A 12,768-nucleotide genomic window follows, 5' to 3' on the forward strand; every position below is an offset into this window, starting at 1 on the left:
CCCGACGCGAACCGCGAGCAGACGATCAATGCGCTCGTCGGCGCCGGTTTCGGGCGCGGCGGCGCGAGCGGGGCGCGCGGTGGCGAGCAGCGCGGTGCCGGCCGCGAGGCCGAGTGTCTTGAGCGCGCCTCGGCGCGCGTGCCGGTCGGACATGGGTATCTCCCGGAATCGTTTTTGTGGGGGGCATGCCGCGTTGCGGTACGGCGGTACGGCGGTACGGCGCTGCGGCGTCGCGAATGCGTAGCCAGTCTAGCGGCGCGCGTCCGGTACGGAAAATCGCGGTATCGGATGGGAGATATTCGGGAGGCTGATGATTGGGCGACCGGGGTTGGGGCGATCGGTGAAACGACCATCGGTTCGGTCATTGCACCCGGCTTCGGTCGGCGAGCCCGTCGTTCAGGGGTTTCCTGCTGACGGTTCCGGTTCCGGTTTTGATCGGCGAATCGATCGTCCTGTTGATACGGATAGCTGATTATCCGGAACGGGCTGCGCTGGATCGACTTGTATAATCGCCTCCTGCGAATTCACACATGCCTGACCGAGAGAGAGAACGTTACTCATGAATTGGGACGATGCCCGCGTTTTTCTGGCCGTTCATCGCACCGGAACGCTGCGCGAGGCCGCGGCCGTTCTCGATGTCGACCAGGCCACCGTGGGGCGACGGTTGACCGCACTCGAGAAGGCGCTCGGTGCGAAGCTGTTTCTCAAGACATCGTCCGGTTATGTCGTGACGCCGGTCGGCGAGCATTCGCTGCAGGCCGCGGAAGCAATGGAGCAGGCGGCGTGCGAATTCGAGCGCCGCGTCCAGGGCTCGGACGATCGCCTCGAAGGCGAGGTCCGGGTGACGACGACCGATTCTCTCGCGATGGATTTCATCGTTCCCGCGATACGGGAGCTGCGCCGGAAATGTCCGGCGATACACGTGATCCTGACGACGTCCGTGCAGGTGCTCAACCTGACGCGACGCGATGCGGATCTCGCGATTCGCACCGTGATGCCGGAAAATCCCGACCTCGTGCGCCGGAAGCTCGCCGAATGGGAGGTCGGGCTGTTCGCGAGCCGCGAGTATCTGGATGCGCATGGCGAGCCCGCGATCGGAGCCGCGTTCGAAGGGCATGACCTGGTCGTCTACCAGCCCGGCACGACGTCGAACCAGGGGAGCGCGCTGTGCGGCGAGTCGATGGAGCGCGGGCGCATCGTGGCGCAGGTGAGTTCGAGCCTGATGCTGGCGGCGTCGATCCGGTCGGGTATCGGCATCGGCGAACTCCCCGCGTATATGGCGCAAGACGACGATTCGCTCGTGCGAATCTGGCCCGACCGGACGCGAGCCGCGCCGTATCAGGTCTGGCTCGTATCGCATACCGACCTGAACCGGACGGCGCGCGTTCGGGCGGTCACCGCAGAGATCGCGGCTACGTTCGACCGTTATCGATAGCGGCCGGAGCATCGCCCGTGCAGGGCCACGGGCTCAACGGGGGAGCGTGTCGCGCATCGAGAGCGTGCGCCGCGCGGCACACCAGCGCGGCACGATCGCGATGGCCGCGACGATCGCGAAGAACGGGATGGTCGCCGCCAGCACGTGGCTTCCGGTGCCGAGCAGGCCGCCGGACACGGTGGCGGCGAGCGACGCACTGCCGATCTGGAAGAAGCCGACCAGCCCCGACGCCGTCGCCGCGCGCCCGTGTTCGCTCGCGATGGCGCCCGAGACCGCGAGCGACAGCGACGATCCATTCGACAGGCTGACGAGCACCATCGGCATCACGATCGCGACGACCCCTTTGACATGCCACGATTCGCACAGGGCGAACGCCATGCCGCCGGCAACGAAGCAGCCCACGCCGGCCACGACGATCGAGTCGTAGGACATCCGGTCGAGCATGCGGCGCGCAACCAGGTTGGCGGAAACGATGCCGGCGGTCAGCGGCAGATAGAGCCAGCCGCTTTGCCGTTCCGAAAGACCGAGGCCGGAGAAGATGAACGGCGACTGCGTCAGGTAGACGAACCACGCGCAATAGATCGCACACACAACGAGCGTGTAGCGGATGAAGGCCCGGTCCGCGAGTACGCCGGTGAAGCCGGCCAGCGGTGCGGCGCGATGTTGGCCCGGCGCGACGGGCGGCCGGGTTTCCTTCAGGAGCAACTGAACGAGCGCGAGTGCGACGACGCCGAATGCGGCGACGAAAATGAAATCGCTTCGCCACCCGAACGCCGCAGCCAGATATCCGCCGATTGCGGGGGCGATTGCCGGAGACAGCGACACGAGCGGATACACGATGCTGTAGATCTTCGCGGATGCGTTCTTGTCGCAGGTGTCGGCGATGATCGCGCGACCGATGACAAGGCCGGACGCCGCGCCGAGCGCTTCGAGCACGCGCCATCCGAGAAAGCTCGCGAAGCCGCCGGCGCTTGCGCAGCCGATCGAGCCGAGGATGTACAGGACGATGCCGGCCGTCAGCACGGGTTTGCGTCCCCATCGATCGGAGAGGGGGCCGTAGGCCAGCTGCGCGCAGGCGAGCGCGATCAGGTAAGCCGATACCGTTTGCGGCATCTGCCATGCGCCGATCGAAAACTCGTGGGCCATCGACGGCATCGCGGGCAGGTAGACGTCGGACGCGATCAGGCCGAAGGCGCTGAGCATGGAGACGACGAGGATGAGTGAGAGGTTGGACATGTTCGCAGGTGGTTGGAGCGGAGCGCGAGCGCGAATGGAGACGTAGACGCGCATCGGGCCGCCGTGGGGAAAAGCCGGGGCGATCATACGGCGCGCGATGCGGTTCGGGAGCGGGCGGAAATGCATCGCTCGGATGCATTTTTGCGGGCGGTGAAGCGAGTGCCGGGGAGGCGTGTGAATGGCGGCGTCGGGTGCCGCGCGGGACGGCAGTCAAGCGGAATCCGGCGCTGGTGTGGGCGGCAAGCAACGGGGTGATTCGCTGTCGATCCTGCTTCGCCGGCGGATCGGACGATGTTCCGTCGCCGCGTCGTCGGTGGTTGTCCGGCACAGCGCGCGCGGATTCGCGGTGACCGCTTGCGAAGCGGCAAGGATGCTTCACCGGGGCAAGGGGCGAGCCGCTACGCGTCGCGAGCGGCTGCGACTACGGCCGTGGTGCATGGGCTGCCGCGTTTGGGCCGGCCCATGCACGCATCGGGCGATCGGAACGTCAGGCCATCAGAACGACACCGTCGTCGTCAGCGTGACGAGCCGCGGCTCGCCGACCGCGACGATCAGGTTGTTGTTGCTCGACGGGTAGTAGGTCTTGTCGAGCAGGTTCTTCACGTTGAGCTGGAAGCGTGTTGGGAACTTGCCGATCGTCGTTTCGTAGGCTGCGAATGCATCGACGGTCACATAGCCGGGCAGCGTGAAGCTGTTCGCCGTGTCGCCGGAGCGTGCGCCGACGAGACGCGCGCCGCCGCCGAAGCGCCAGCGGCCGGGTAGATTCGCGATGGCCGTATCGTACACGGCAAACAGGCTGCCCGTGTGGCGCGCGACGTTCGTGAGCGGGGTGTTGCTGTCGCGATCGGTTGCGTTCGTATACGCATAGCTGCCGATCACGCTCAGGTGGCGCGTGATCTGCCCGGCGACGTCGAGCTCGATCCCGCGCGAGCGCGCGGTGCCGATCGTCGACGTGATGTCGCCGACCGTGACCGCCACGTTGCGCTTGTCGATCTGGTAGACCGCGAGCGTGCCGGTGATCGCGGGTTTCAGGCTGAACTTCAGCCCGGCCTCGAGCACGCGGCCGTATTCCGGCGCGAGCGGCGCGGCGACGTTCGATGCGACGTTCGGCTTGAACGACCGGCTCACGTTCGCGTAGGCGGTCAGCGCCGGCGTGAGCGCGTACGCGAGCCCGAACTGCGGCAGCCAGACGCTGCCGCGCGAGCGGTCGGCGAACACGAACGGCCGCCCCATCCCCGATTCCTGCTGCCAGTTTTCCCAGCGCAGCCCGCCTACCGCGGTGAGGCGGTCGGTGATCTTCACCGAGTCCTGCACGATCGTCGAATACGCATGCACGACCGAGCGCGAATCGCTTTGCTTCGCGTTGGGCGTGCCGCCTGCCGCGAGCAGGCCGTACACGGGATCGTAGAGATTGAAGCCCGTCGTGGCCTTGCCGCGGATCGTGTCGCCGCGGAAGCTGCGCTGCCGTTCGTATTCGCCGCCGATGTAGATCGCGTGGTTCATCCCGGCGAGCGTCACGTTGCCGAGCAGGCCGAGCGTCGCGATCTGGTCGGAGTCGTTGCGGCCGAGGTTTGCGTCGGACGAGCGTGTCATTGCGCCCGTCTTGCTGTTGAACGAGTTGCCGCGGGTGATGGTTTGGTCGTAGCGGTCGCGGCCCCAGCCGTAGGTCGCGCGCACGCGCCATGCGTCGGAGAAGCGGTGCTCGATGCGCGTCCGCAGCGTTTCCTGGATGCCGCTGCTTTGCGACCATGCTTCCTCGTAGCGGCGATAGCGCAACGCATCGTCGAGCTGGCCGTTCACGAGCACGGTGCCGCGATCGAACGGCATCGTGTAGTCGACGTACTGATAGCTGACGTCGATCGACGTGTTTGCGTCGTGCCACGACAGCGCGGGTGCGATCAGCGCGTTGCGTTCGCGGCCGAAGCTGCGCCAGTAGCGGCTCGTGTCGTATTCGCCGGTCAGCCGGAACGCGAGCGTGCCGCCCGCGACCTGGCCAGGTTTGCCGAGCGGGCCCGTGAGATCGAACTGCGCGTTGCTGCCGCCGTGGCTCGTGCGCGATGCGGAGATCGAGCCGCCGAACGTGCCTTCCGGCTTGCGCGTGACGAGGTTGATCACGCCGCCCGGATCCTGCATCCCGTACAGCAGCGAAGCCGGGCCCTTCAGCACCTCGACGCGGTCGATCGTCGCGAGATAGCTGTGCAGCACCGGCGTGCGCACGCCGTCGACCAGCACCGAGCCGTCGTTGTTCGATCCGAAGCCACGCTTGATGAACGCGTCGCGCGTGCCGCCGAGCGTGTTGGTTTGGGTCACGCCGCTGATGTTGCCGAGCACGTCGTCGAGCGAACGCGCCTGCTGGTCCTGCATCACGCTGCTGCTGACCACCGCGACCGATTGCGGAATCTCCTTCAACGGACGGTCGCTGCCGCCCGCGATGCTGCTGGTGCGCGGCTGGTAGCCGATGGTCGGGTCGACGGTCGACGATGCGTTGACGTTGATGGCGGGGAGTTCTTTCCCGGCCGGCGTCGCGGGGGCCGATGCGGTTGCACCGGCTTCCGCGTTGGCCGCATGCGCGCCGCTTGCGACGCAAAGGGTAATCAGGGCAGGCAGGCTCGAGCGCCACGGACGCGGGGTCCGGACGCGGCGGGGCGTTCGACGGGATGGCATGAATCGATACAGGAGGGAGTGCTAAGGATCGTGTCGCGGGCCGCGGCGTTTCGTTACGGCCAGGCGTGCATGATATATGTAATGAGAATCATTTGCAATTGTAATGACGTGAATGCCGCGCCCGGGTGTCGGTTGCCGGGCTGGCGGCCGTCTGCTACCGTAGCGGCCAAAATCAGACGCAGTGAAATTCAACGAGAGAACCGGGGGCCGCACCATGTCATCTTCCTGTCACGTCGCGTTCCGCGCGACGCCACGCACCGCGCACGACCACGCGGGCGATGAAGTGATCGCAGCCGTCATCCGCCATTCGAACGATTAAAGCAACGGAATGAATTCATCCGGCACTGCGCCGGGCTTCAATCACTTCAACCACCACGCTAGACGGGAGATCACCCATGAAGAAGATTTCCGCGCCGTTCGCGGCGGCCGCGCTTGCGGCCTGCGCGCTGCTGGCAGGCATTCACCAGGCTGCTTGCGCGGCTTCCGATGCCGACGCGATCGACGCGCACTACGGCGCCGTGATCGAGGCCTACACGCAGGACGTGGCCGCCGCGAAGGCGAAGTACGACGGCAAGCGCCTCACGTTCGTCGGCGCCGTGATCCGGATGGGCAGCGATCCGGGCGGCACTTACTTCGGCGCGCTGACGGCCGACGGCGAGCAGTTCGATACGCATTTCGACGTGGCCGACCAGGATGCGCTGAAGCCGAAATTCCCCGGCGGCGAAATCAAGCCGTTCGTCACGTCGGCGGCTTTCCGCTTCAGCTGTGTGAACGAAGGCTATATCGATGCGCCCGTGTTGCCGGGCCTGAAGCTGGCCCACTGCCGTCTCGCCAACTGACCGGCGCACGGGCGTCCGGCGTTCAGAACTTCTGCTGGATGCCGGCCATCACGCCGAGCTGGTTCATCCCGGTGCCGACCGTCCCGCCCGCGGCGACCGCGTTCGCGGCCAGCGTGCTGTTGAACATGTAGCCCACCGACGTATAGACGGTCGTCCGCTTCGACAGGAAATAGTTCGCGCGGCCGACGAGCAGCGTCGCGTTCGTACCGCCTTCGCTGTTTTCCCGGCGTTGCAGGTAGCGGACGCCCTGAAGGTCGAGCGCGAGGTAGGGCGTCGCGTAGTACGTGCCGCCGGCGAACACGATATCGGCCTGCAGGTGTTCGGCTGCCGCGAGGTTGCGGCGAATCCAGCCGGCGCCCAGTTTCGCGGGGCCGATCTTCACGTAGCCGGCGACGATGTCGCGCGTGTCGGTGTAGGCCGGATTGTTCAGCGGCGCGAGCGCACCGCCGCCGCCGCGCATCACGTCGTGCGACGCGGCCAGCCCGAAATTGCTCGCGTCGTACGCGAGCATCGCCGTGTATTGGCGGCAAGCGACGAAGTCGCCGGGCACCTGTCCGGCACAGCCCGTCGCCGACGGCCCGGCCGGCCCGGCCGCGTCGCGGCCGAAGCTGTAGGTGGCGCCGAGCGTCACACCGTGGAACGTGCCCTTGTAACCGATCGCATTGTCGCTGCGCGCGTTCGGCAGATAGGAATCGAAATCCGCCATCGAGTGAATCGACGGGCCGATCACGTCCGCATTGGTCAGCACGATCATCGACATGTTCATCTGGCGGCCGAGGGTCAGCGCGCCGAACGGACTGTTTACGCCCACGTTCGCCTGTCGCCCGAACAGGCGCCCGCCGTAGTTCAGTGCGCCCGTGCCGGGCTGGAAGCCGTTCTCGAGCACGAAGAACGCCTGGTAGCCGCCGCCGAGATCCTCCGTGCCCCTCAGCCCCCAGCGTGACGGCACTTCGCCGGTCAGTGTCGGCATACCCGTGAACGATCCGCCATGTGCGGCGTTGTTGTAGTAGGACACGCCGGTATCGATGATCCCGTACAGCGTCACGCTGCTTTGTGCGCAGGCCGGTGCGGCCAGCGCCAGCGTCAGTGCCATCGCCGTCGCCGTCGCCGTCGCGAGTGCGGCGCCCAGTTTCGTTTTCATGGCTGTCTCCAAACAGTATGTAGATATGCTTATCGATATTTTTATGACCCGAGCCGATCCGGGATGCCGACGGGTATCGGCAAGGCTGCGTGCGTCGCGCGTTACGACATCGCCGGGTCGCGTTGCCTGTGCGGTGCCGCGGCACGCGTACCCACCACGGCGACGGCGATCGCCGCGCCGATCATCGGCACGAGGAACGCGAGATACAGATGGGACACGGACCAGCCGTCGTCCAGCAGCGCACCGACCGTCATCGGCGACAGGATCGCGCCGAGGCGGCCGACGCCGACCGCGAGGCCGATGCCGGTCGTGCGGATTTCGGCGGGATACGGTGTCGGCGACAGCGCATACATGCCGGCCACGCACGCATTGATCACGGCGCCGAGGAATACCGCGACCGTCATCCCGATCCCGAGCGAGCCGGTGTTTGCGCCGAACACGACCATCAGCGCGCCGCCGAGCAGCAGCGTCGCGCCGAGCAGGTTACGGAGGCCGAACCGCGTCGATAGCAGGCTGAAGAGCGACGCGCCCGCAATGCCGCCGAGATTGAGCAGCACGCCACCGGTGACCCCCTGCGATGCCGACAACCCGGCCTGAACCAGCAGCTTCGGTGTCCAGCTCACGACGAAGTAGAAGCTGCCCATCACGAGAAAGAATGCGATCCACAGTGCGATCGTGCGGCGCGTCAGCGGCGCGCGCAGCACGGCCGTCCAGCTCGACGCGGCGTTCGCCGAGTCGATGGCGGCAGTCGCCGCCGGCAGCATGTCGATCGGCGCACGCTTCATTCTCGCGAGGATGCGGTTGATTTTCTGCAGCGCGTTGTCCGGACGCCTTGCCAGCAGGAAGTCGAGCGATTCCGGCAGCAATGCGAGCACCATCGGGATCGCCAGCAAGGTCAGGATGCCGCCGAACGCGAACACGCTGCGCCATCCCCACGTCGACAGCAGGTAGCCGGCGATGACGCCGCCGCCGGTCGCGCCGATCGCGTAGCCGGTCGACTGCATGCCGATCGCGGCGCTGCGCCATTTGCTCGATGCGTATTCGCCGCTGATGACGGTCAGGCTCGCCAGCATGCCGCCGATGCCGAGCCCCGTGTACGCACGCGCGACGGCGAGTTGAATCGTGCTGTGCGTGGCCGCGCAGGCGAGCATCCCGGTCGAGATCACCGCGAGGCAGAGCAGGATGATGCGGCGGCGGCCGACGCGGTCGGCGAGCGGCGCGATCAGCACCGATCCGATGCCCATGCCGGCGAGCCCGGCGCTCAGCAGCAGGCCGATTTCCTTGCCGCTCAGTTTCCACTCGGCCGCCAGGTGCGGCGCGGCGAACGCGATGGCCAGCACGTCGAAGCCGTCGAGCATGTTCAGCACGACGCAGGCGGTGACCGCCATCGTCTGGAACGTGCTCATCGGGGATTCGTCGATCGTATTGCGGATGTTTGCGCTCACGTCAAAGACCCTTGTAAATAGTATGACTAATTAAATGGGATGAAATCGAGACCGGTGATGGCGAATGGGGAGAAAGCGACTGAACGGGCCGATGGGACACCCCGCGGAGCGCCCGTCGCGACCGGCGGGGGTTGTCGGCGGGGCGGCGCGATGCTCAAGCGGGTTCGAGCAGCAGCCGCTCGATCACGCGCCGCGCGCGATTGGGGCCCGCGTCGACGTGAATGTCGATCTGGCGGCCGCCCGGAAACCGCAGCTGGTTCCGGTATTGCGCTTCGATCACGGTCTTGTCCTCGTCGAACGTCGCCGCGGATTGCTCGATGACCGTTTGCGCGACGCGCTCGATGTCGTGTTGCGGATTGGTCGCGACGGTCCAGAAGTAGTGCGTCGTCGTTTCCGTCTCGGGCGTGATGCCGTGGAAGCCGCGCATGTGAAAGCCGCCGCGTGCCGGATCGTGCAGGTCGCCGGTGCCGGCGTCCATCGCGCCGGTCCAGATCCGGATGTGCGACACGTGGAATTCGATTTCCTGCCAGCGATCGACGCGGCCTGCGAACGGCCACGCAGCGGTATAGGTTGGCGGCGGGTCGGAATCCGGCATCCGGCGAACCAGCGTCACGGTATCGCCGTCGCTGCTGACGCGGGTTTCCGCACCCATGTGCAGCGCCGCGTTGCCGCCGATAGTTTTCAGATGGACATAACCGAGGTGGCTCAGGTCCATCAGGTTGTCGTGAATCAGTTGATACGGTGCGTCGTAATGGTAGTGGCCGCCGCCGAACCGGTATTGCGGATCGGCATGGAACGCATAGCGTGGCGGCGCGCTCGTCGGTCGAGCGTGCGCGTCGGCGCCGATCCAGATCCACACGATGGCGTCCTGTTCCCGTACCGGATACGACGACACGCACGCCTTCGCCGGAATCCGGTCCTGGCCGGGAATCTCCACGCACGTGCCGCTGCGGTCGAACAGCAGGCCGTGATAGCCGCAGCGCAGGCCGCGCGATTCGAGCGAGCCGCACGACAACGGCAGCGACTTGTGGCAGCAGCGATCCTCCAGCGCGCCGACTTCCCCGGACGGCAACCGGAACAGGACGACCGGGCGGCCGAGGAGCGTGCGGGCGACGGGTTTGTCCGTCAGTTCGGATGACAGCGCGGCGACCCACCATCGGTCGGCCGGGAACTGAGTAGTACTGACCGGTGCCGGGGCATGTTGCTCCATTGATCGTCTCCAGTATTGTGATTGGCCGCCGCGAGTCGGGCGGTCCGTCTACAGCTTTGCGGATCTACAGATCGAGGACCAGCAGGTCGCTTCGCGATCGCGAGCAGCACGGCATGAACTGATCGCCGGCTGCCTTTTCGTCGTCGGTCAGATACGCGTCGCGATGATCGGGCTCGCCTTCGAGCACACGTGTCGCGCAGGTGCCGCATACGCCTTGTTCGCACGACGTCAGCACGTCGACGCCGTTCGCCGCCAGCGCCGCGATGACCGTGCATTCGGCCGGCACGTCGATCACCATGCCGCTGCTTGCGATCCGAACCTGGAACGCACGGTCCGCGCCGGACGACGCAACCGCGCCGCCGAAGAACTCGTAGTGCAGCCGCGCTTTGGCCCAGTTGCGCTCGCGCGCGGCATTCAGCACGGCGTCCATGAAGCCGCGCGGGCCGCATACATACAGGTGCGTGCCTGCGGGCGCGGCGGCGAGCACGGCGGCGAGGTCGAAGCGTTGCCCGGGATCGCCGTCGTCGACGTGGAGGCGGGTGCGATCGTGAAACCCGGCCGCGTTGATCCGCTCGACGAACGCCATGCGATCGGTCGAGCGCGCGCAGTAGTGCATGTCGAACGGCATGCCGGACGAGAACAGTCGTTCCGCCATGCTGAGGATCGGCGTGACGCCGATCCCGCCCGCGAGCAGCAGGTGGTGCGGAGCGTCGGGGGCGAGGGGAAACTGGTTGCGCGGCACGCCGATCCGCACGGTATCGCCTTGCCGGACTTCGTCGTGGATCGCGCGCGACCCGCCGCGGCCGTCGGCATCGCGCAGCACGGCGATCTGATAGCGATCGGCGTGTTCCGGGTGATTGCACAGCGAGTACTGGCGCACGAGCCCGCCCGGCAAATGCACGTCGATGTGGGCGCCGGCTTCAAAGCCCGGCAGCGGCGAACCGTCGTCGCTGACGAATTCGAAACCGCAGATGTCGCGCGCTTCCTGCCACTTGCGGGCCACCCGGACCGTCAATGTCGCGGCGCTCATGACGCCTCCTTGACCTGCGCGACCGGAATCACTGGCCGCTGCGGGCTCGCCGCGTTTTCTTCGGCGAGCAGCCGGTCGATCACCTTGCGCGACAGCACGCCGCCGGCGTCGATGTTGAGTTTGAGCAGCTTGCGGTCCGGCCACTGCTCGAGGTTGAGCTGCTGGCGTTCGAGCATCTCGAGATCCTCGGCGAAGATCTTGCCCTGGCCTTCGCGGATCTCGGCGGTCAGCGCGTGATCTTCGGGCCGGAAGTTGCGCGCCATGCCCCAGAAATACCAGATCGAGGTGTCCGTCTCGGGCGTGATGAAGTCGACCACGATCGACGACGCTTTCAACTCGGCCGGCGCGTCGTAGCCGCCGTGGCCCGCATGGGCGACGCCCACTTCGATCATCACGTGGCTCGGCGGCGTGAAGCGGCAGATCTGCCAGCGGTCGACCGGCACGTCGTCGGCGAGCCCGTTGCCGCGCAGCGCCATCCGCCAGAACGGCGGCGGCATCACGTTCTCCATGAAGCGGCTCGTGACGACTTCGTCGCCGCGGCTGATCGTCTTCGGCGGCGCTTCGTCGATTTCCTTCTGGCCGATGCTCGACGCATGCACGTAGGTTTCGTGCGTGAGGTCCATCAGGTTGTCGATCATCAGCCGGTAATCGCAACGGATGTGATAGAGGCCGCCGCCGTGCGCCCAGGCCGGGTCTTCGGCCCAGGCCAGCGCGGGCAGCTTGGCGGGATCGGCTTCCGACGCATTGCCCGGCCAGACCCAGACGAATCCGTAGCGCTCGATCACCGGGAAGCTGCGAATCGGCGGGAAGCCGCCGACGCGCTGGCCCGGCATGCCGGACGCCTTGCCGTCGCAGCCCATTTCCAGCCCGTGATAACCGCACACGAGCACACCGTCGCGCACGAATCCCAGCGACAGCGGCGCGCCGCGGTGCGGGCAGAAGTCCTCGAGCGCGGCGACCCGTCCGTCCGCCGCGCGGTAAAACACCATCGACTCGTTGCAGATCTTGCGGCCCAGCGGCTTGCCGTCGATTTCATCGGGCGTGCACGCCACATACCAAGCGTTCTTGAGAAACACGTTCGTCGTCTCCTTCGGGGCGGTGCCGCTGATATGCGGCAGCTCTTCATTCCGTGTACTGAATGAGATTCAGTGTACGCATTGAGATAAGCCGGGGCAAGGCGAGCGGTATACTGGTTTTCCCGGGAAATGGCGCGAGGCAGCGCCATGCCGTCGGCGCGCGCAACCGGCGCGCGCCGCCTATGTCATCGACTCATTCATGGAAAAAACGAATCCCGCCGACGCGCCGGCTTTCCCGCTCGACCTGTACGACGAGCCCGGGCACCTGATCCGGCGCGCGCACCAGATTGCCGTCGCGATGTTCTACGAGAAGCTGGGCCGGGACGTGACGCCGGTGCAGTACGCCGTCCTGCGGATGCTCTACGAGTGTCCGGGGCTCGATCAGGTGACGCTGGCGCAGCGGGTGGCGCTCGACACGTCGACGACGGCCGACCTCGCGGTCCGGCTCGAAGCGAAAGGATTGATCGTTCGCGAAGTGCTGCCGCGGCGTCAGCGGCGCCTGCTGCTGACACCGACGGGCGTCGAACTGCTCACGCGCCTGATTCCGTCAGTGCAGGAGCTGCGTGCCGGCCTGTTCGACGGGATGGGCGAGGAAGATTCGCAGGAACTCGTACGCCTGTTGCGCAAGTTCGTCCATTTGAACAACGAGCAGAGCCGCGCGCCGCTGCGTGTCGGCGAGGATTCCTAGCGGT

Annotated in this window: 10 protein-coding genes; 3 read left to right on the forward strand and 7 right to left on the reverse strand. The window is 66.6% G+C overall.

The window, feature by feature from the left end; all coding sequences use genetic code 11:
* Positions 1-559 precede the first annotated feature (559 nt).
* Entirely contained in the window at positions 560-1,435 is an 876-nt protein-coding gene (locus L810_RS35510) for a LysR family transcriptional regulator (protein WP_021163005.1), read from the forward strand.
* 33 nt (positions 1,436-1,468) lie between these two features.
* Here L810_RS35510 and L810_RS35515 read toward each other — a convergent pair whose 3' ends face one another.
* Positions 1,469-2,671 carry a multidrug effflux MFS transporter gene (locus tag L810_RS35515; protein ID WP_042977535.1) on the reverse strand — a complete coding sequence of 401 codons (1,203 nt, stop codon included), beginning with the start codon at positions 2,669-2,671 and terminating at the stop codon, positions 1,469-1,471.
* 495 nt (positions 2,672-3,166) lie between these two features.
* The gene (locus tag L810_RS35520) at positions 3,167-5,335 is read right to left on the reverse strand and encodes a TonB-dependent siderophore receptor (protein WP_021163007.1); all 2,169 of its coding nucleotides are present in this window, start codon (positions 5,333-5,335) and stop codon (positions 3,167-3,169) included.
* Positions 5,336-5,730: 395 nt separating this feature from the next.
* Here L810_RS35520 and L810_RS35525 point away from each other — a divergent pair, with 395 nt between their 5' ends.
* On the forward strand, positions 5,731-6,174 hold the full coding sequence (locus L810_RS35525; protein ID WP_021163009.1) for a hypothetical protein: 444 nt from the start codon (positions 5,731-5,733) through the stop codon (positions 6,172-6,174).
* Positions 6,175-6,196: 22 nt separating this feature from the next.
* On the opposite strand, the gene L810_RS35530 is transcribed toward L810_RS35525, so the two are convergent.
* From L810_RS35530 to L810_RS35550, 5 genes are all read right to left on the reverse strand, one after another.
* The gene (locus L810_RS35530; protein WP_021163010.1) at positions 6,197-7,315 is read right to left on the reverse strand and encodes a porin; all 1,119 of its coding nucleotides are present in this window, start codon (positions 7,313-7,315) and stop codon (positions 6,197-6,199) included.
* Positions 7,316-7,416: 101 nt separating this feature from the next.
* The gene (locus tag L810_RS35535) at positions 7,417-8,760 is read right to left on the reverse strand and encodes an MFS transporter (protein WP_021163011.1); all 1,344 of its coding nucleotides are present in this window, start codon (positions 8,758-8,760) and stop codon (positions 7,417-7,419) included.
* 154 nt (positions 8,761-8,914) lie between these two features.
* A complete protein-coding gene (locus L810_RS35540) occupies positions 8,915-9,970 on the reverse strand; it encodes an aromatic ring-hydroxylating dioxygenase subunit alpha (RefSeq protein WP_021163012.1) in 1,056 nt (351 codons plus the stop codon).
* A gap of 64 nt (positions 9,971-10,034) precedes the next feature.
* Complete coding sequence (locus tag L810_RS35545; RefSeq protein ID WP_021163013.1) at positions 10,035-11,000, reverse strand: PDR/VanB family oxidoreductase; 966 nt, start codon at positions 10,998-11,000, stop codon at positions 10,035-10,037.
* Positions 10,997-12,076 (reverse strand): aromatic ring-hydroxylating dioxygenase subunit alpha, encoded by a 1,080-nt coding sequence (locus tag L810_RS35550; RefSeq protein ID WP_021163014.1) that lies wholly within the window; start codon positions 12,074-12,076, stop codon positions 10,997-10,999. Before L810_RS35550 ends, L810_RS35545 begins: the two co-directional genes overlap by 4 nt.
* Before the next feature lie 199 nt (positions 12,077-12,275).
* Here L810_RS35550 and L810_RS35555 point away from each other — a divergent pair, with 199 nt between their 5' ends.
* A complete protein-coding gene (locus L810_RS35555; RefSeq protein ID WP_021163015.1) occupies positions 12,276-12,764 on the forward strand; it encodes a MarR family winged helix-turn-helix transcriptional regulator in 489 nt (162 codons plus the stop codon).
* The last annotated feature ends 4 nt before the right edge of the window (positions 12,765-12,768 follow it).

Source organism: Burkholderia sp. AU4i, assembly GCF_000466765.1.
Taxonomy (GTDB): Bacteria; Pseudomonadota; Gammaproteobacteria; order Burkholderiales; family Burkholderiaceae; genus Burkholderia; species Burkholderia cepacia.

Excerpts from the sequence above, each read along its gene's own strand:
- L810_RS35545 (WP_021163013.1), bottom strand. The coding sequence starts at position 11,000 with ATGAGCGCCGCGACATTGACGGTCCGGGTGGCCCGCAAGTGGCAGGAA.
- L810_RS35525 (WP_021163009.1), top strand. The coding sequence starts at position 5,731 with ATGAAGAAGATTTCCGCGCCGTTCGCGGCGGCCGCGCTTGCGGCCTGC.
- L810_RS35555 (WP_021163015.1), top strand. The coding sequence starts at position 12,276 with ATGGAAAAAACGAATCCCGCCGACGCGCCGGCTTTCCCGCTCGACCTG.
- L810_RS35540 (WP_021163012.1), bottom strand. The coding sequence starts at position 9,970 with ATGGAGCAACATGCCCCGGCACCGGTCAGTACTACTCAGTTCCCGGCC.
- L810_RS35515 (WP_042977535.1), bottom strand. The coding sequence starts at position 2,671 with ATGTCCAACCTCTCACTCATCCTCGTCGTCTCCATGCTCAGCGCCTTC.
- L810_RS35510 (WP_021163005.1), top strand. The coding sequence starts at position 560 with ATGAATTGGGACGATGCCCGCGTTTTTCTGGCCGTTCATCGCACCGGA.
- L810_RS35530 (WP_021163010.1), bottom strand. The coding sequence starts at position 7,315 with ATGAAAACGAAACTGGGCGCCGCACTCGCGACGGCGACGGCGACGGCG.
- L810_RS35520 (WP_021163007.1), bottom strand. The coding sequence starts at position 5,335 with ATGCCATCCCGTCGAACGCCCCGCCGCGTCCGGACCCCGCGTCCGTGG.